Below are 17,951 nucleotides of genomic sequence, written 5' to 3'. Positions count from 1 at the left end.
TTGTTCAAGAAGAGCGTGGACTGTGCTGCGCGAACAGCACAGTCCCTACGCGTTTACTTCACGCTCACACCGTAGAAAGAGTTCAAGCCGAATGGGCTGATCTTGAAGTCCTGCACTTTGGTGCTCATGGGCTGATAGACCGTCGAGTGCGCGATAGGCGTCAGCGGCACTGCGTCCTTGAGGAGGTGTTGCGCCTGTTTGTACAGTTCGGTGCGCTTGGCCTGGTCAGGTGTTGCCTTGGCCTGCTTGATGATGGCGTCGTAAGGCTTGTCACACCACTTGGCAAAGTTGTTGCCGTTGAGGGCGTCACAGCCAAACAGGGTACCGAGCCAGTTGTCCGGGTCACCGTTGTCGCCGCTCCAGCCAATCAGCATGGCGCCGTTTTCGCCGTTCTTGGCGCGCTTGATGTACTCGCCCCACTCGTAGCTGACGATGCGCGCGTTGATACCGATCTTCTTCCAGTCGGACTGAAGCATCTCGGCCATCAGCTTGGCATTCGGGTTGTAAGGACGCTGAACCGGCATTGCCCACAGGGTAATTTCGGTGCCTTCCTTGATGCCGGCTTCCTTGAGCAATGCCTTGGCTTTTTCAGGATCGTACTTGGCATCCTTGATGGTGTCGTCGTAGGACCACTGCGTTGGCGGCATGGCGTTGACCGCCAGTTGCCCTGCGCCCTGGTAGACCGAGTCGATGATCTGCTGCTTGTTGACGGCCATGTCCAGTGCCTGACGGACCTTGAGCTGGGACAGCGGGTTCTCGCGGTCTTCGCCCTTGATCTTGTCCATCACGTTGTAGGCGATGTAACCCAGGTTGAAGCCAGCCTGATCAGGCATTTTCAGATTCTTGTCAGCCTTGAGTGGCTCAAGGTCCGCCGGGCGTGGATAGGCGGTGATCTGGCATTCGCCTTTCTTGAGCTTCTGCACACGTACCGACGGGTCGGTGGTGATGGCGAAGATCAGGTTGTCGATCTTGACGTCTTCAGGCTTCCAGTAATCCTTGTTGCCGGTGAAGCGGATGTTGGAATCCTTCTGGTAGCTCTTGAACACGAACGGGCCAGTGCCTACAGGCTTCTGGTTGATGTCCGCGGCCTTGCCTTCCTTGAGCAGCTGGTTGGCGTACTCGGCAGACTGGATCGAGGCAAAGCTCATCGCCAGGTTCTGAATGAACGCGGCATCGACAGTGTTCAGCACGAACTTGACGGTGTAGTCATCGACCTTCTCGATCTTGGCGATGTTCTTGTCCATGCCCATGTCGGTGAAGTACGGGAACTCGGTCGGGGCTGCCTTGCGGAACGGCATGTCCGAATCGATCATCCGGTTGAACGTGAACAGCACGTCATCGGCGTTGAAGTCGCGGGTCGGCTTGAAGTAAGACGTGGTGTGGAACTTGACGCCCTTGCGCAGGTGGAAGGTGTACGTCAGTACGTCGTCAGAGATATCCCAGCTGGTTGCCAGACCTGGCTGAACGGCGGTACCGCCACGCTCGAACTGGGCCAGACGGTTGAACATGGTTTCTGCCGACGCATCGAAATCGGTGCCGGTGGTGTACTGGGCCGGGTCAAAGCCCGCAGGGCTGCCTTCGGAGCAGAACACCAGATTCGATGCTGCGTGAGCGAAAGGTGCACTGGCAAGCAGAGCGCTGCCGACTAGGAACGGAATGACCGCTTTTTTGAGCATGGTGGCCTCAGTTGTTGTCATTTTTTGATTAGAGGGACCGACCTCATGAGCCGATCCATCCGATACTTATGCAGGGGCCATACCCAAAGCAATACGTTGACGCCAAAGAAGCAACAAAGAGTGGCACGATCGTACACGAATGTCGCGAAAGTGTAATTTCGGACGCATTTGATCGTTTGCGCGTCGTATTTGGAAACATTTAGCGCACCATCTCGGCGCAACCGGGTTACATAAATGCACCCGGTTGGGGCCTTGACTGTTACCTCACTGGCTCAGGCTGACCCCATAGAAGGGCGTCAGGCCGAACGGACTGATCTTGAAGTCCTGCACTTCCTTGCGCATCGGCTGGAACACTTTGGAGTTGGCGATCGGTGTGATCGGCACCTGTTCCTTGAGGATATGCTGGGCTTGTTGATACAGCTTTATGCGTTCGTCGCGGTTTGTCGTGAGCTTGGCCTGCTGTACCAGCTTGTCGTAAGCCGGGTCGCACCACTTAGCGTAGTTGCTGCCTTTGACGGCTGCACAGCTATAGAGCACACCGAGCCAGTTGTCCGGGTCGCCGTTGTCACCGGTCCAGCCGTAGATCATCGCGTCATGTTCGCCTGCCTTGGCGCGCTTGATGTACTCGCCCCATTCGTAGCTGACGATGTTGGCCTTGATGCCGATCTTGTCCCAGTCGGACTGGATCATCTGCGCCGACATACGCGCATTGGGGTTGGAGGCGCGTTGAACCGTCATGGCCCACAGATCGATCTTCGTGCCCGGTGCCACGCCGGCTTCCTTGAGCAACTGCCTGGCCTTGGTCAGGTCGCGGGGTGCGTCCTTGATCGTCGGGTCGTAGCTCCACTGGCCTGGCGGCAGTGCGTTTTCAGCCAGTTGCCCCGCGCTCTGGTAGACCGCCTTGATGATGGCCTGTTTGTCGATGGCCATGTCCAGCGCCTGACGAACCTTGAGCTGATCGAGCGGCGCGTGGGTCACGTTGTACGCCAGAAAGCCCAGGTTGAAGCCCGGCTGACTCAATACCTTCAATTTCGGGTCTTTCTGGACCTCTTCGATGTCCTGCGGACGAGGGTAGCCGCTGACCTGACATTCCCCTGCCTTGAGCTTCTGCAGGCGAACAGCGGCATCGCTGTTGATCGAGAAAATCAGATTGTCGATTTTGACGTCTTCAGGCTTCCAGTACTCGGTGTTACCTGCGTAACGAATCTGCGAGTCTTTCTGGTAACGCTTGAACACGAACGGTCCTGTGCCGATCGGCTTCTGATTGAGGTCCTGGGCTTTGCCTTCCTTGAGGAGCTGGTCGGCATATTCGGCAGACTGAATGGAGGCAAAGCTCATGGCCAGGTTCTGCACGAACGCGGCATCGGTGTTGTTCAGCGTGAACCTGACCGTATTGGCATCGACCTTCTCGACACTTTTTATCGTGGTGTTGAGGCCCATGTCGGTGAAGTAGGGCGACTCGGACGGGTAAGCCTTGCGAAACGGATGGTTCGGGTCCAGCAGACGATTGAAGGTGAACAGCACGTCATCGGCGTTAAAGGTGCGGGTCGGTTTGAAATAGTCCGTGGTGTGGAACTTCACGCCCTCACGCAGGTGAAAGGTGTAGGTCAGGCCATCCGCAGAACTCTCCCATTTCGTTGCCAGTCCCGGCTCCACTTCGGTACCGCCACGCTTGAATTGCGTCAGGCGGTTGAAGACGGTTTCGGCCGAGGCATCGAAGTCGGTGCCGCTGGTGTACTGGCTGGGGTCGAAGCCTGCCGGGCTTGCTTCGGAGCAATACACCAGGGTGCTGGCTGCCTGAGCAAATGGCGCGCAGGCCAGCAGTGCAGTGGTCAGGAGCAGCGGTTTGAAAATGGTTTGTCCCATGGAGCCCTCGCGAAGTACGGCAATAACCGGGTGGGTGGTCGTCACGCACAGTGTCGACAACCCGATGGACCACGATAGTGCCGCACTTGTTCGGAGTCGGACAATTCTTACTTGCGGGTAATCTTTTTCCATAGATCCGACAGTGAAGTGCTTTCAAAGAAAGTATCCAGAAAGCTGCCGCTGCCTTGTTGGAATTGCTGCATTGCCTCTGTCGCATGGCTCTGGATGTGACGCTGTACCTGATCCAGTTCACTTTTCAAAGCGGCGCGCCTGACCTGTTCGGGATTGGCCTCGGCCCACTTGCCGACCAGCGTGTCTTGCCAGTCAGTGTCCATGGCATGGGTGAAGAACTGCGCTGCTACCTGCGACGGGTGTCCGGCCGCTTCTGCGTCGTGCCATTGACCCAGCACCGCCTTGCCTACCTGAAGCACGGCATGCCTTGCCAGCAGCGCAGCCAGATCGTGCAGCGGATGTTCGGCGTGGTCTTTGGCCAGTTGAGAGTGGGACGGATCTGACGAACCATTGGTGTTGGGGTCGTCGCCCAGCCCGGTCTGTATGTCGTCGATACTGTTGCCGAGCACTGTCATCAAGCCCTGCATGACACCGCCCACGGCGTTGCCAAGGAGTCGGCCTGGTGTCGCAACGAAGGCGTAGAAGCGCTCGACCTGCTCGGAAAATGGAAGCTGCGCCCAGCCGTCGCGGGCGGTCAGGAAGTCTTCGTAGCCCTGAAGCAATCGCTCGTCCGGGTGTTCGCCGAGCAGGATCTGAATGATCTGGTCACGCTCATAGCGAGCGCCTGGCTGCAGGGCTTCAAACGGCTTTTGGTCAGTTGGAAACAGGATCTTGCCAAGCGGTACCGCAAGGCTGGCAATGATGTCGCTGCCGCCAAAACTGCCGGTCACCAGTGGCAGACGATGCTTGCACTCCACTTCGGAGGTCCACGGCAGCACATCGGTATGGCCCAGCTTGATCAGGCTCAATTCGACGAAGTTGGAGTGAGCGAAGAAGTCTTCGAGGATATGCAGCGCTGCGCCCAGGGCTCTGAGCCCGTCGGTGGAGGAGGGGCCTGCCTGCGCAGCGACGTTCAGGTCGGCGCTCATCAGGTCTACAGAGCGCTGTATATAGCGCTTCATGGAGGTGTCGGGATCGACCTCCAACGCAGGATCGTCAGGCAGCAGCCAGTCATCGAAGTCTGCATCGCGCGCCTTTGGGTCGGCGGGGTTCGGGTTGATCACCCTGGGATTGTCGATGTGTTCACTGGCGCGATAAACGCCCAGTCTCTGTGGTGTCACGATGAAGCGTGAGCGGTCGATTTTCATCAGGTCGGTGAAGGCTTTCACGGCCAGCACATCGACGATTTTCGTCAGCGCCTCGCGAGACAGCAGGTCAGGAAAACTTTTGGGCATATCGGGTGCGCGGACGATCTTGGGGTCGACCAGTTGCGAGTAATCGCGCAGCCAGTTGCCGTAGTAGATGGCGCGCATTTCGTCATGCCTGAAACCGGCAGTTTCCAGGACAGCTTCGATGGAGCTGTGGGTGTGTTTGTGTTCATCCCCTTCACCCGCTTCAAAGCGCATGAATGCGGCCATCGGGGCAGGGCGTTCTGTTGGGTGTTCTGAAGGATTCATCCGTGATTCCTGAAAGTGAGGCAGGTGCTCGCCTACGCAGCGATACCCGGTTGGGAAGTGCGTTCAAGTTTACGGATGGGGGTGTGGTGCGAAATCAGCCATTCCGGCAGGTGCCGTAGGAAGTCGCCGCTTGTCAAACATTACGCAGCCATTGAAGACGTGCGATCTCGCGGGAGCAAGCTTGCTCGCGAAGGGACGGCGGTGTCCTCTATTGGAAACCGCCTGTGTTCAATCAGTTGAGGTCAGATGGACCTTCGACTCAAGGAATCGCCACCTCGATCACGCCATCGGCTGCAACGCTGACCTGGCTGGTGCCGGCCTCGACGTCAGGCGTCGGTGTTGCGTCTTCGCGTGATGCTTTCATCATCATGACCGGTGCGCGCAGATACGGCTGTGGATAGCCGGAGGTATTGAGGTTCAGGGTGACCAGCTTGTAACCGGTGCCGCCCAGCGCCTCGGTGACCAGTTGCGCACGCGCCTTGAACGCTGTCACGGCATCCTTGAGCAGGGTGTCTTCGCTGGCCTTGCGAGTGGAGGGCGAGATCGAGAAGTCCATGCCGCCCATTTTCAGATCGCCGAGCAGCTCGCCGGTCAGTTTGGACAATGCTGCAAAGTCGGCGCTTTCCAGGCGAAGTTCGGCGCGCTCACGCCAGCCGGTGATCTTTCCCCCTTTGTCGCTGTAGATCGGATAGCTGTTGCGGCTGCCCTGGCTGATCTTCACGTCCTTGACCTGGCGCGCCTGACCCAGTGACTTGTTCAGGGTTTCGGTGATCTGCGCGGCCAGCTTGGCAGGATCGCTGTCCTGTGCTTCGGTGTAGAGCGTCACCAGCATCAGGTCGCGCTGTACTTCCTGATTGACTTCGGCGCGCAGGGAAATCTGGTTGTAGCGGGCCTCTTCAGCCATAGCCGGGAGGCTGGAAAGGGCGGCAGCCGTCAGCGCGAACAGCGTGAGAGCAGGGCGAAGATTGAACATGAGAACTCCTTGTCATGAGACGGCCTCCGACCACTGTCGGGCGGCACAGACCCATGAGACTCTAGCCATCGTTTCTGGTTCCTGCGTGGCCGACGTGCCCGACGATGCGGCGCGTTGACGCACTTTTCCAGTTTTACGCCGTGCTTGGTTATACTCGTTGCGATCCGCCTGGAGCGCTCATCAGGAGAGCTCATGCTCGCCCCCGTTCAAATGCTTTCAGCCACGCGCCAGAACCTGTGGCGCCTGACATTCATCCGCATCCTGGTGCTGGCCGCTCAAGCCGGTTCGGTGGGGCTCGCCTGGCTGTTCGACTTCCTTCCGCTGCCGTGGCTGCAGTTGTCCATCACATTGTGCTGTTCGCTGGTCCTGTGCCTGTTGACGGCCATTCGTCTGCGCACCTCGTTGCCCCTGACCGAGCTGGAATACGCCTTGCAGCTGGCGCTGGACCTGTTGATCCACAGCGCCTTGCTGTACTACTCGGGCGGTTCGACCAACCCGTTCGTGTCTTATTACCTGGTGCCGCTGACCATTGCGGCGGCGACCTTGCCGTGGCGTTACTCGCTGATCCTGTCCGGCTTCGCGCTGGGGCTCTACACCTTCCTGATGGTGCAGTCCTATCCGCTGGAAACCTATCCCATCGCCCGGGAAAACATGCAGGTCTACGGCATGTGGCTGAGCTTCGTGCTGGCTGCCGGGGTGATCACGTTTTTTGCAGCGAAAATGGCTGAAGAGCTCCGCCGACAGGAACAACTGCGAGCCGAGCGCCGGGAAGAAGGACTGCGTGATCAGCAACTGCTGGCCGTGGCGACCCAGGCTGCCGGTGCGGCCCATGAACTGGGTACGCCGCTGGCAACCATGAGCGTGCTGCTCAAGGAAATGCGCCAGGACCACAGCGATCCGGCCCTGCAGGACGACCTGTCGGTGCTGCAGGAGCAGGTCAAACAGTGCAAACAGACCCTTCAGCAACTGGTGCGCGCCGCCGAGGCGAACCGACGCATGGCAGTCGAGATGCAGCCGGCTACGCAATGGCTGGACGAATCGCTCAATCGCTGGCACCTGATGCGTCCCGAAGTCAGCTATCGCTTCCAGAAACTGGGCAAGGACGAGGTGCCGCTGCTGGCACCGCCGCCGGACCTGACTCAGGCGCTGCTCAACCTGCTCAACAACGCCGCCGATGCTTGTCCCGATGGGCTGGAAGTCAGTCTGGACTGGGACAGCGCCGAGGTCTGCATCAGTATTCGTGACCATGGCCCTGGCGTGCCGCTGGCCATTGCCGAACAGATCGGCAAACCGTTCTTTACTACCAAGGGCAAAGGTTTCGGCCTGGGCCTGTTCCTGAGCAAGGCCAGCGTCACCCGCGCGGGTGGCTCGGTAAAGCTCTACAGTCATGAAGAAGGCGGCACGCTCACCGAGCTGCGACTGCCCCGTGACACGCGAGGAGAAGAAACATGAGTGACGAAGAGATTCAGGTGGAAGGCGAAGAGTTGCCGCACCTGCTGCTGGTCGATGACGACGCAACCTTCACCCGCGTCATGGCTCGCGCCATGAGCCGTCGCGGTTTTCGGGTCAGTACCGCCGGTTCTGCCGAGGAAGGCCTGATACTGGCGCAACAGGACATTCCTGAATACGCCGCGCTGGACCTTAAAATGGACGGCGACTCCGGGTTGGTGCTGCTGCCCAAGCTACTGGAAATGGACCCGGACATGCGCGTGGTGATTCTCACCGGTTATTCGAGCATCGCCACGGCGGTCGAGGCCATCAAGCGCGGGGCCTGCAATTACCTGTGCAAGCCGGCCGACGCTGACGATGTGCTGGCGGCGCTGTTGTCCGAGCATGCCAACCTCGACACGCTGGTCCCGGAAAACCCCATGTCGGTGGACCGCCTGCAGTGGGAGCACATCCAGCGCGTGCTGACCGAGCATGAAGGCAACATTTCGGCGACCGCCCGGGCACTGGGCATGCACCGTCGTACCTTGCAGCGCAAATTGCAGAAGCGTCCCGTGCGTCGTTAATGAAGCTTTCTTCATGGTGATCAATCGGGTGTTTTTTTGCTTCATTGTGGTCAGGCATCGTTCTTTTATAGACAGCGAGCCTGAATCACATGAAACGCAATGCCGAATACTCCGACGTCAACGACACCGTTAAAGGGGCGTTCTTTCCCCGGGTCTGGAGGCTGATCACGCCCTACTGGCGCAGCGAAGAAAAGACCATGGCCTGGGTACTGCTGGTGTCAGTGATCGCCCTGTCACTGTTCAGTGTGCAGGTCTCCGTACTGTTCAACAGTTGGTACCGGGATTTTTACAACGCGCTGCAAAACAAGGATCTGGCCGCGTTCACGCACCTGATTCTGTACTTCAGCGGCATTGCCGCTGTTGCCATTCTGGCGGCCGTGTACCGGCTTTACCTGACCCAGATGCTCACGATCCGCTGGCGGCGCTGGCTGACCGAGCAGCATTTTGCCCGCTGGCTGGCGCACAAGAACTACTACCATCTGGAGCAGGGCGGCTACACCGATAACCCCGACCAACGCCTTTCCGAAGACCTCAACGAGTTCACCACCAGCACCTTGAGTCTGGGACTTGGCCTGATGAGTGCGGTGGTCAGCCTGGTGTCGTTTTCGGTCATCCTGTGGGGCGTGTCAGGCAGTATCGAACTGTTCGGGATCACGATCCCGGGCTACATGTTCTGGGCTGCCATGCTGTACGCAATCGTCGGCAGTCTGTTGACCCACTGGATCGGTCGGCGCTTGATTCCATTGAGCAACCAACAGGAACGCTACGAAGCGGACATGCGTTTTGCGTTGGTACGTGTGCGTGAAAATGCTGAAAGCATTGCGCTGTCCGATGGCGAACGTAACGAGAACCAGCGTCTGAGCGGGCGTTTTTCCATGATCTGGAACAACGTGCTGACCTCGATGAAGGTGCAGAAACGTCTGACATTCTTCACCTCGGGTTACTCACAGATCGCGCTTATCTTTCCCTTTATCGTCGCCGCTCCCCGGTACTTCGCCGGCAAGATCGAGCTGGGTGATCTGATGCAGATCAACTCGGCGTTCGGCAATGTGCAGGAAAACTTCAGCTGGTTCATCAGCGCTTACTCCACGCTGGCCTCCTGGCGGGCGACGAGTGATCGTCTGTTGAGCTTTCGCCAAGGCATGACCGACCTGGAAAATCGTCCACCGGCGATTGAACGGGTTCATGCCGATGACGCGCTCGATCTGCAAGACCTGGGGCTGTCCCTGGCCGGCGGACGTCAATTGTTGAACTGTGCCCATCTGCATATCGCCAAAGGTCAGAAGGTGATGCTCAGCGGCCGTTCGGGTAGCGGTAAAAGCTCGCTGCTCAGGGCGCTGGGCGGGCTGTGGCCACTGGGGCAGGGCCAGATTCGGATGCCTGTCGGCGAAGGGTTGTTTCTGCCGCAGCGCCCGTATCTGCCGATTGGAACCCTGCGAGAGGTCTTGAGTTATCCACAGCCGGCCGAAGGTTTTGCTGCCGAGCGGTTCATCGACGTGCTGAACAAGTGCCGTCTCGAACACCTGGCCTCACGCCTTGACGAGAGCAATCACTGGCAACGCATGCTGTCGCCCGGCGAGCAGCAGCGAGTAGCCTTCGCCCGCGCTCTGTTGCTGGCACCGCGCTGGCTGTATATGGATGAAGCGACGTCGGCAATGGATGAAGAGGATGAAGCGGCCATGCACCACGCGATCATCGAAGATATCCCCGGTCTGACCCTGCTCAGCGTTGGGCATCGCAGCAGTCTCAAGCGTTTTCATGACCGGCATGTGCATGTCGAAGCGGGACAATTGATCGAGCGGCGCGCGTCTGAACCGGCCTGATGTCGCTTTTGGATAGCAGGTGGAGCTTTTGAGGTGTGATCATACAACCGCTGAGCTATGATTGACGCTCGTTTAACTGTCCAGAGATCGACGTTGGATATGGAAAATCAAAGCGCTCCGCCCCGCGCTCGTAGAAAACACCGCAGCCTTGCGCAGGAGCTGGTGACTGAACTGTCCGAGCGTATTCGCAGCGGACAGCTCAAGCGTGGCGATAAACTGCCCACTGAATCCGCGATCATGGAGGAGCAGGGCGTCAGCCGTACTGTGGTCCGTGAAGCGATTTCGCGTCTGCAGGCGTCGGGGCTGGTCGAAACCCGTCACGGGATCGGCACCTTTGTACTGGATACGCCGAGCCCGAGTGGTTTCCGGATTGATCCGGCCACCATCGTGACCTTGCGTGATGTGCTGGCGATTCTCGAACTGCGCATCAGCCTTGAAGTCGAGTCCGCTGGGCTCGCCGCGCAGCGCCGCAGCGCCGAAGAGCTGGCGGCCATGCGGGCGGCACTGGACGCGTTGAACGAAAGCGCGGCCCACGCCACAGATGCGGTGGCCTCGGACTTTCAGTTTCACCTGCAGATCGCGCTGTCGACCGGCAACCGTTACTTCACCGACATCATGACCCACCTGGGCACCAGCATCATCCCGCGCACGCGGCTGAATTCTGCGCGTCTGGCCCATGATGATCAGCAGCATTACATGGACCGGCTCAGCCGCGAGCACGAGGAAATCTACGAGGCCATCGCCCGCCAGGACTCCGACGCCGCCCGTGCCGCCATGCGCCTGCACCTGACCAACAGCCGCGAACGCCTGCGCCATGCCCATGAAGAGGCTGAATCGCAGCGCGCCTGAGGGGTGCTTGCTGAGCGTTCCGATGCGGAGCGCTCAGTTTTATACGCAACTCCTCATGGGGAATACGATGCCCGGTCCGCTCCCACTGTATTCAACCAGACGTTCCCGTTTTGGCCTTGTTTTGCGCTTCTTCCGGATTTGTCTATAACGCAGAGCGCGCACGATCAGCGCGTCACTCCGGTGTTTCGATCCCGACGAAATCTGCAGTTATCGTATAACTTTCAGCCATCCTTAATCCCGCCAGGCCCAGGCTGAACAAGGCCTTCGAGCCCACTCATCGCTCCGAACGAGAAAAACCCGAAAATCCCAGTTGAGGGAATTTATATTCAGTTGTACGATGACTTACGACATCGGCACTGCCCCGGTGATCCATTCACATTTTATGTCCCACAGGGTGTTCGAATAATGAATCCACAAGAACTGAAGTCCATCCTCTCTTCCGGTCTGCTGTCTTTCCCGGTTACCGATTTCAATGCCCAGGGCGATTTCCACCGCGCTGGCTACATCAAGCGTCTCGAGTGGCTGGCCCCGTACGGCGCCAGCGCTCTGTTCGCGGCAGGCGGTACAGGTGAGTTCTTCTCCCTGGCTGCCAGTGAATACTCCGAAGTCATCAAGACGGCCGTCGACACCTGCGCCACCAGCGTGCCGATCCTCGCAGGCGTGGGCGGTTCGACTCGCCAGGCCATCGAATATGCTCAGGAAGCCGAGCGTCTGGGCGCCAAAGGTCTGTTGCTGCTGCCGCACTACCTGACGGAAGCGAGCCAGGACGGCGTTGCTGCGCACGTTGAAGCAGTCTGCAAGTCGGTCAAGATCGGCGTGGTGGTCTACAACCGTAACGTTTGCCGCCTGAACGCGACTCTCTTGGAGAAACTGGCCGAGCGCTGCCCGAACCTGATCGGCTACAAGGACGGCCTGGGCGATATCGAACTCATGGTTTCGATCCGCCGTCGTCTGGGCGACCGTTTCTCGTACCTGGGTGGTCTGCCGACCGCTGAAGTCTACGCCGCTGCCTACAAGGCACTGGGCGTGCCGGTCTATTCTTCGGCGGTGTTCAACTTCGTACCGAAACTGGCGATGGATTTCTACCACGCCATCGCCCGTGACGATCACGAGGCAGTCGGCAAGTACATCGACGATTTCTTCCTGCCTTACCTGGAAATCCGCAACCGCAAGGCGGGCTACGCCGTCAGCATCGTCAAGGCCGGTGCGAAAATCGCAGGCTACGACGCAGGTCCCGTTCGTTCGCCACTGACCGACCTGACCCCGGACGAGTGCGACATGCTCGCCGCCCTGATGGACAAGCAAGGCAAGCAATAACACCTTCATAGACCGAACCGCTGAGCGATCAGCGGTTTTGTCGTTGGAATGCATGACCCGTACAGGTAGAGGCTGACGTCACCGCGACACCTCTAAGGGGCCTGTAGCGCTACACCCAAAAACAGATTTACCCGCGTAAAAAAATAACTAGTGGGAGTTCAACCAATGCAATCGTCCAAGCCGACGCACGTCCGCTATTTGATCCTGTTGATGCTGTTTCTGGTCACCACGATCAACTATGCCGACCGTGCCACCATCGCAATCGCCGGCTCCAGCATCCAGAAAGACCTCGGCATCAGTGCGGTCACGTTGGGCTATATCTTTTCTGCATTTGGCTGGGCCTACGTGGCCGGTCAGATCCCCGGTGGCTGGCTTCTCGACCGCTTCGGTTCGAAGAAAGTCTACGCCCTGAGCATTTTCACCTGGTCACTGTTCACCTTGCTGCAAGGCTATGTGGGTGAGTTCGGTATCTCCACCGCGATCGTTGCGCTGTTCATGCTGCGCTTTCTGGTGGGCCTGGCCGAAGCGCCATCCTTTCCCGGCAACGCCCGTATCGTTGCGGCCTGGTTCCCGACCGCCGAACGCGGCACGGCGTCGGCCATCTTTAACTCCGCGCAATACTTCGCCACCGTGCTGTTCGCGCCGTTGATGGGCTGGATCGTTTACACCTACGGCTGGCAACACGTGTTCATCGTCATGGGCGCGGCGGGCATCGTCTTCTCCGCCATCTGGATGAAGGTGATCTACAGCCCGCGCAACCATCCGCGTATCAACCAGGCCGAGATTGATCACATCGCCAGCAACGGCGGCATGGTCGATATGGATCAGGACAAATCGAAGTCCAAAAAGGACGCCAGCAGCGGCCCGAAATGGGACTACATCAAGCAGTTGCTGACCAACCGCATGATGCTGGGTATTTACCTGAGCCAGTACTGCATCAACGGCATCACCTACTTCTTCCTGACCTGGTTCCCGGTGTACCTGGTGCAGGAACGCGGCATGACCATCCTCAAGGCGGGCATCATTGCGTCGCTGCCGGCCATTTGTGGCTTCATTGGTGGTGTGTTGGGCGGGGTCATCTCCGACTACCTGTTGCGCAAAGGCCACTCGCTGACCTTCGCCCGCAAGGCGCCGATCATTAGCGGTCTGCTGCTGTCGACGTCCATCGTGACCTGTAACTATGTCGACATCGAATGGATGGTCGTGGGTTTCATGGCCCTGGCATTCTTCGGCAAAGGCGTAGGTGCACTGGGCTGGGCTGTCATGTCCGATGTATCGCCCAAGCAGATCGCCGGCCTGAGCGGCGGCCTGTTCAACACCTTCGGTAACATTGCATCGATCACCACCCCGATCGTGATTGGTTACATCATCAGCACCACCGGTTCGTTCAAATGGGCACTGGTGTTTGTTGGCGCCAACGCGCTGCTGGCGGTGATCAGTTACATTTTCATCGTGGGTGAAATCAAGCGTGTGGAATTGATAGAGCCGCCAGTCAAGGGGCCATTGCCGACCGATCCGGCCAGCAACCTTTCCGAAGCAAAATCCTGAGGAAACCGTGATGAACCTGATTCAACATGCCGATTCTCCACGTTACATCCGGCTGCATGCGCTGGATAACGTGGTCGTGGTGGTCAACGACCAGGGTGTGCCGGCCGGAACCGAATTCGATAACGGCCTGGTGACTGTCGATAACGTACCGCAGAGCCACAAGGTCAGTACCGTTGACCTGGCTGAAGGCGACGCCGTGATCCGCTACGGCCACACCATTGGCTACGCCCTGCAAGCGATACCGCGTGGCAGTTGGGTCAGGGAAGACCAGTTGCGTATGCCGTCAGCGCCTGCGCTCGACAGCCTGCCGATGTCCGACGCAGTACCTGAGAAGGGCGAGCCGCTGGAAGGCTATACCTTCGAGGGCTATCGCAACGCCGATGGCACGGTAGGCACCCGCAATATTCTGGGGATCACCACCACCGTGCAGTGCGTGACCGGCGTGCTCGACTTTGCGGTCAAGCGCATTCGTGACGAATTGCTGCCCAAATACCCGAACGTCGATGACGTGGTGGCCCTGACCCATAGCTACGGCTGTGGCGTGGCCATTACCGCCACCGATGCCTACATCCCGATCCGCACTGTGCGCAACCTGGCGCGTAACCCGAATCTGGGCGGCGAGGCGCTGGTGATCAGTCTGGGCTGTGAAAAGCTGCAGGCCGGTCAAGTGATGCACGAGGGCGACAGCTCGGTGGACCTCAGCGAGCCATGGCTCTACAAACTTCAGGATTCCAGCCACGGCTTCAGTGAAATGATCGAGCAGATCATGGACCTGGCCGAGGTGCGCCTGAAGAAGCTGGACCTGCGTCGTCGCGAGACGGTGCCTGCCTCGGAGCTGATTCTGGGCATGCAGTGCGGCGGCAGCGATGCGTTTTCCGGCATCACGGCCAACCCGGCGCTGGGCTATGCGTCGGACCTTTTGCTGCGTGCAGGGGCGACGGTGATGTTTTCCGAAGTGACCGAAGTGCGCGATGCCATTTATTTGCTGACTTCACGTGCGCAGGATCAGGACGTCGCCCAGGCACTGGTGCGCGAGATGGACTGGTACGACCGTTACCTGGCCAAGGGCGAGGCAGATCGCAGCGCCAATACCACGCCGGGCAACAAGAAGGGTGGGTTGTCGAACATTGTCGAGAAGTCCCTGGGATCGATCGTCAAATCCGGCAGCAGCGCCATCAACGGCGTATTGGGCCCTGGCGAACGGGTGAACGGCAAAGGACTGATCTTCTGCGCCACGCCAGCCAGCGATTTTGTGTGCGGCACGCTGCAACTGGCGGCCGGTATGAACCTGCACGTGTTCACCACCGGGCGCGGCACACCCTATGGTCTGGCGATGGCACCGGTGGTCAAGGTCTCGACCCGCACCGAACTGGCCCAGCGCTGGCCCGACCTGATCGACATCGACGCAGGGCGTATCGCTACCGGGCGTGCAAGCATCGAGGATCTTGGCTGGGAGCTGTTCCACTACTACCTGGAAGTGGCCAGCGGCAAGAAAAAGACCTGGACCGAGCACTACCGCCTGCACAACGACATTACCCTGTTCAACCCCGCGCCTATTACCTGACAGTGTCGGGGCATGGTCCCTGCAGGTGAAGTCGAGACTTTTCCCATTCCGCTGCTTTCCCGAAGCAGCGGATCTCTCTCAGGCAACCGTCTGTTAGACATTCCTATTGGCCTCGTCAAAACGGCGGCCACAGCCTCGACAAAAGCCCCCGGCTGGCGGCACGAGCAGCGAGTGCAGTTGCCGCCAGACGTCTCATTTTCTCTATTTGATTTAAAGTGTTAGTGAATTTAACGGCTTCTTTCTTTGCAATAAAGGGATCAGTATCCGCAGCAGGTGTGTTGCCTGTCTGGTGCATCCAGCCATTCAAGCCAGCCATTTTCATTTTTCGATACTGGCCTGCCCGATGCTGGCCAAGGAGACCTTTCTTGTCTTTGAAACAACCGATGTCCTGGGCTTCTGCGGCCTTGATGGTTGCGCTCGGTAGCCAGGCTGTTCAGGCTGCGACCTCCGCCAAGCTTCCAGAAGACAAGCCCGTGGGGAAAATCGAACAGGTCTTCGCGTTCCATGATGCGATGCCGACAGGCGTCAGCGTCACTGAAACAGGACGTATTTTTGTCAACTTCCCGCGTTGGGGCGACAAGGTGCCGTTCACCGTAGGCGAACTACGCGACGGCAAGGTGGTGCCTTACCCTGACAGCGCCTTGAATCAGGCGGACCCGAAACATCCCGAGAAGGGATTCATCAGCGTCCAGAGCGTCGTCGCCGACGGCCTGGGCCATCTGTGGATACTCGATACCGCTGCACCTGAGTTCTCTAAACCGATCGCTGGCGGCGCCAAACTGGTGGCCGTTGACCTCAAGACAAACAAGGTCGTCAAGACGTTGGTTTTCCCTGAGAACGTCATTCTGCCAGGCACCTATGTCAACGATATGCGTTTTGACTTCAGTGCTGGCAAGGAAGGCGTGATTTATGTCACCGACTCTTCTGTCAGTGGCCCCGGCGCAATCATTGTCATGGACATTGCCACCGGCAACGCCGTACGGCGCTTGAGTGGCGCAGCCTCGACGTCGGCAGATCCGGCCTTCGTGCCAAGGGTTGAAGGTCAGGTTCTGAAAATGCGTAACGCCGACGGGACCAGCAAACCCTTTGCGGTTGCTTCCGACGGTATCGCCTTGTCCTCGGATCGCCAGACACTTTATTTCTCCCCGCTCTCCAGCCGACACCTGTATTCGGTGCCGACAAAGCTGCTGCGCGATCCTGCCGTGACCGAGGATCAGCTCGTCAAAGCGGTACAGGATCTGGGAGAGAAAGGGGCGTCGGATGGGTTGGAGGCTGACAGCAATGGCGCGATCTACGCTGGCGACTATGAAGATAACAGCATTCGCAAACGTCTTGCGGACGGGACCTGGCAGACGATCGCTCACGATCCTCGAATGCTGTGGCCGGACACGTTGTCTGTGGCGAACGATGGGTACCTCTACTTCATTGCCAACCAGCTGCATCGCCAGGCGCTGTTTCACGGAGGCAAGGATTTACGGGAAAAGCCCTACAGCCTGTTTCGGGTGAAGGTCGACGCAACACCGGCCAAGACGCGCTGAGTGCGCGCCAGACGCTTGTCAAACAACCTGTAACCCACTGAAGGAACGCGATTTTGTGGGAGCGGACCGGGCGGAGTGTGAGTTGCACCCGATAGCTTGGGCAGGGCGCTTACCCTGGTGGGAGCGGACTTGTCCGCGAATACGGTGTTTCAGCCGCTGAATATTTGTCGGATGTATGGGCCCCTTCGCGGACAAGCGGAACGCCGCCCGGTCCGCTCCCACGGAGTGTGAGTTGCACCCGATAGCTTGGGCAGGGCACTTACCCTGGTGGGAGCGGACTTGTCCGCGAATACGGTGTTTCAGCCTCTGAATATTGTCGGATGTATGGGCCCCTTCGCGGACAAGTTGGCTCCCACGAACGTTGCAGGGCGAGAGCCTTGGCGCTGCCAAGCCTGTATTTATCCTGCATCACCCACCGGGCACGTCTCCCATCAGGTTGCGCACGTAATCAGGTGTGAGCACGTTGTACCAAAGCAGTATGGTCGTCACCAGAATCGTCACCAGAAGCAGCACGCCCACGGCCCATACGGCGGCCGCGTAAAGTGGTGCGTTGCCTTCCGGCAGGCGCATAAAGGGGCCGATGCCGATGAACAGCAGAAACGTCGAATGGATCGCTGCCAGCCCCAGCACCAGAATCATCAGCCAGCGGCTGGGGTACAGGCCTGCGATGCCCGACAGGAAAAAGGGCGCGAGGGTATAGGTCGCAAAGCCGATGCATTGATTCAGCGTCGGGCTGGCTGTAGAGCGGCGCGAAATCCAGCGCAGAAAGAACCCCATCAATGCCGTACCCATCAGCGTCGCCACAGACAGCAGGGTACACAGCTGCAGCGCACTGCGTGTGCTCAGTCGAACATGGTCTCCAAGGGTCATGATCCAGCCTGTCTGTGTGGTGCCAATGAACAGGCAGATCACCGGAATCAGGCCCAGTAGTATCAGGTGCGGTATGTACTGGCGCGGGCTGTGATCTTCTTCCTCCCGCCTGTCACGCCACGCATTGGCGGGCTGGGTGAACAGCTTGACGATGAACAGGTTCATGGCATCTCCCTTTGGCGTGATCGGTATCGCACGTCTCTGCGGGCCTTCATCGAGGTCTGATGCATCGTGGCACAAGGGCCTCGCCAGGCTGCGCAGGCAGTGACGCAAGGCCGGGAAAACAC

General features: G+C 58.9%; 14 protein-coding genes. 8 read left to right on the top strand and 6 right to left on the bottom strand.

All coding sequences use genetic code 11. From position 1 onward, the window contains the following. Positions 1-53 precede the first annotated feature (53 nt). The 4 genes from H8S56_RS14465 to H8S56_RS14450 all read right to left on the bottom strand — a co-directional run bounded on the left by H8S56_RS14465 (position 54) and on the right by H8S56_RS14450 (position 6,143). Positions 54-1,676: an ABC transporter substrate-binding protein gene (locus H8S56_RS14465; protein ID WP_187519023.1), complete on the bottom strand. Its 1,623-nt coding sequence runs from the start codon at positions 1,674-1,676 to the stop codon at positions 54-56. Positions 1,677-1,940: 264 nt separating this feature from the next. Further along, the gene (locus H8S56_RS14460; RefSeq protein WP_024687668.1) at positions 1,941-3,542 is read right to left on the bottom strand and encodes an ABC transporter substrate-binding protein; all 1,602 of its coding nucleotides are present in this window, start codon (positions 3,540-3,542) and stop codon (positions 1,941-1,943) included. A 107-nt stretch (positions 3,543-3,649) separates the two neighbouring features. Then, on the bottom strand, positions 3,650-5,170 hold the full coding sequence (locus H8S56_RS14455) for an HET-C-related protein (protein WP_187519022.1): 1,521 nt from the start codon (positions 5,168-5,170) through the stop codon (positions 3,650-3,652). 259 nt (positions 5,171-5,429) lie between these two features. Beyond that, entirely contained in the window at positions 5,430-6,143 is a 714-nt protein-coding gene (locus H8S56_RS14450; protein ID WP_024687666.1) for an SIMPL domain-containing protein, read from the bottom strand. Positions 6,144-6,335: 192 nt separating this feature from the next. Between H8S56_RS14450 and H8S56_RS14445 the strand changes: the two genes are divergently transcribed. The 7 genes from H8S56_RS14445 to garD all read left to right on the top strand — a co-directional run bounded on the left by H8S56_RS14445 (position 6,336) and on the right by garD (position 15,256). Continuing rightward, the gene (locus H8S56_RS14445; RefSeq protein ID WP_024687665.1) at positions 6,336-7,595 is read left to right on the top strand and encodes an ATP-binding protein; all 1,260 of its coding nucleotides are present in this window, start codon (positions 6,336-6,338) and stop codon (positions 7,593-7,595) included. Continuing rightward, positions 7,592-8,155 (top strand): response regulator transcription factor, encoded by a 564-nt coding sequence (locus H8S56_RS14440; protein WP_004883127.1) that lies wholly within the window; start codon positions 7,592-7,594, stop codon positions 8,153-8,155. Before H8S56_RS14445 ends, H8S56_RS14440 begins: the two co-directional genes overlap by 4 nt. 89 nt (positions 8,156-8,244) lie before the next feature. Next, the gene (locus H8S56_RS14435) at positions 8,245-9,978 is read left to right on the top strand and encodes an ABC transporter ATP-binding protein/permease (RefSeq protein WP_187519021.1); all 1,734 of its coding nucleotides are present in this window, start codon (positions 8,245-8,247) and stop codon (positions 9,976-9,978) included. 99 nt (positions 9,979-10,077) lie between these two features. Continuing rightward, complete coding sequence (locus tag H8S56_RS14430; RefSeq protein ID WP_004883131.1) at positions 10,078-10,827, top strand: FadR/GntR family transcriptional regulator; 750 nt, start codon at positions 10,078-10,080, stop codon at positions 10,825-10,827. Between the two features lie 405 nt (positions 10,828-11,232). Then, complete coding sequence (gene kdgD, locus H8S56_RS14425) at positions 11,233-12,144, top strand: 5-dehydro-4-deoxyglucarate dehydratase (protein WP_024687663.1); 912 nt, start codon at positions 11,233-11,235, stop codon at positions 12,142-12,144. A gap of 165 nt (positions 12,145-12,309) precedes the next feature. Beyond that, positions 12,310-13,692 carry an MFS transporter gene (locus H8S56_RS14420; protein WP_187519020.1) on the top strand — a complete coding sequence of 461 codons (1,383 nt, stop codon included), beginning with the start codon at positions 12,310-12,312 and terminating at the stop codon, positions 13,690-13,692. Positions 13,693-13,702: 10 nt separating this feature from the next. Further along, positions 13,703-15,256 (top strand): galactarate dehydratase, encoded by a 1,554-nt coding sequence (garD, locus tag H8S56_RS14415; RefSeq protein ID WP_024687661.1) that lies wholly within the window; start codon positions 13,703-13,705, stop codon positions 15,254-15,256. A 115-nt stretch (positions 15,257-15,371) separates the two neighbouring features. Here garD and H8S56_RS14410 read toward each other — a convergent pair whose 3' ends face one another. Then, entirely contained in the window at positions 15,372-15,578 is a 207-nt protein-coding gene (locus H8S56_RS14410; RefSeq protein ID WP_187519019.1) for a hypothetical protein, read from the bottom strand. Positions 15,579-15,663: 85 nt separating this feature from the next. Between H8S56_RS14410 and H8S56_RS14405 the strand changes: the two genes are divergently transcribed. Next, a complete protein-coding gene (locus H8S56_RS14405) occupies positions 15,664-16,794 on the top strand; it encodes an L-dopachrome tautomerase-related protein (protein ID WP_187519033.1) in 1,131 nt (376 codons plus the stop codon). A 408-nt stretch (positions 16,795-17,202) separates the two neighbouring features. Here H8S56_RS14405 and H8S56_RS14400 read toward each other — a convergent pair whose 3' ends face one another. Then, positions 17,203-17,829 carry a Yip1 family protein gene (locus H8S56_RS14400; RefSeq protein ID WP_187519018.1) on the bottom strand — a complete coding sequence of 209 codons (627 nt, stop codon included), beginning with the start codon at positions 17,827-17,829 and terminating at the stop codon, positions 17,203-17,205. Between the last annotated feature and the right edge of the window lie 122 nt (positions 17,830-17,951).

The sequence above is a fragment of the Pseudomonas triticifolii genome (genome assembly GCF_014358015.1).
Lineage (GTDB): Bacteria > Pseudomonadota > Gammaproteobacteria > Pseudomonadales > Pseudomonadaceae > Aquipseudomonas > Aquipseudomonas triticifolii.
Note: the sequence above shows the minus strand (reverse complement) of the source record. Positions and strands in the feature narration are given on the sequence as shown.

Excerpts from the sequence above, each read along its gene's own strand:
- H8S56_RS14405 (WP_187519033.1), top strand. The coding sequence starts at position 15,664 with ATGGTTGCGCTCGGTAGCCAGGCTGTTCAGGCTGCGACCTCCGCCAAG.
- garD (WP_024687661.1), top strand. The coding sequence starts at position 13,703 with ATGAACCTGATTCAACATGCCGATTCTCCACGTTACATCCGGCTGCAT.
- H8S56_RS14455 (WP_187519022.1), bottom strand. The coding sequence starts at position 5,170 with ATGAATCCTTCAGAACACCCAACAGAACGCCCTGCCCCGATGGCCGCA.
- H8S56_RS14445 (WP_024687665.1), top strand. The coding sequence starts at position 6,336 with ATGCTCGCCCCCGTTCAAATGCTTTCAGCCACGCGCCAGAACCTGTGG.
- H8S56_RS14435 (WP_187519021.1), top strand. The coding sequence starts at position 8,245 with ATGAAACGCAATGCCGAATACTCCGACGTCAACGACACCGTTAAAGGG.
- kdgD (WP_024687663.1), top strand. The coding sequence starts at position 11,233 with ATGAATCCACAAGAACTGAAGTCCATCCTCTCTTCCGGTCTGCTGTCT.
- H8S56_RS14450 (WP_024687666.1), bottom strand. The coding sequence starts at position 6,143 with ATGTTCAATCTTCGCCCTGCTCTCACGCTGTTCGCGCTGACGGCTGCC.
- H8S56_RS14400 (WP_187519018.1), bottom strand. The coding sequence starts at position 17,829 with ATGAACCTGTTCATCGTCAAGCTGTTCACCCAGCCCGCCAATGCGTGG.
- H8S56_RS14440 (WP_004883127.1), top strand. The coding sequence starts at position 7,592 with ATGAGTGACGAAGAGATTCAGGTGGAAGGCGAAGAGTTGCCGCACCTG.
- H8S56_RS14430 (WP_004883131.1), top strand. The coding sequence starts at position 10,078 with ATGGAAAATCAAAGCGCTCCGCCCCGCGCTCGTAGAAAACACCGCAGC.
- H8S56_RS14410 (WP_187519019.1), bottom strand. The coding sequence starts at position 15,578 with ATGAAAATGGCTGGCTTGAATGGCTGGATGCACCAGACAGGCAACACA.
- H8S56_RS14460 (WP_024687668.1), bottom strand. The coding sequence starts at position 3,542 with ATGGGACAAACCATTTTCAAACCGCTGCTCCTGACCACTGCACTGCTG.
- H8S56_RS14465 (WP_187519023.1), bottom strand. The coding sequence starts at position 1,676 with ATGCTCAAAAAAGCGGTCATTCCGTTCCTAGTCGGCAGCGCTCTGCTT.
- H8S56_RS14420 (WP_187519020.1), top strand. The coding sequence starts at position 12,310 with ATGCAATCGTCCAAGCCGACGCACGTCCGCTATTTGATCCTGTTGATG.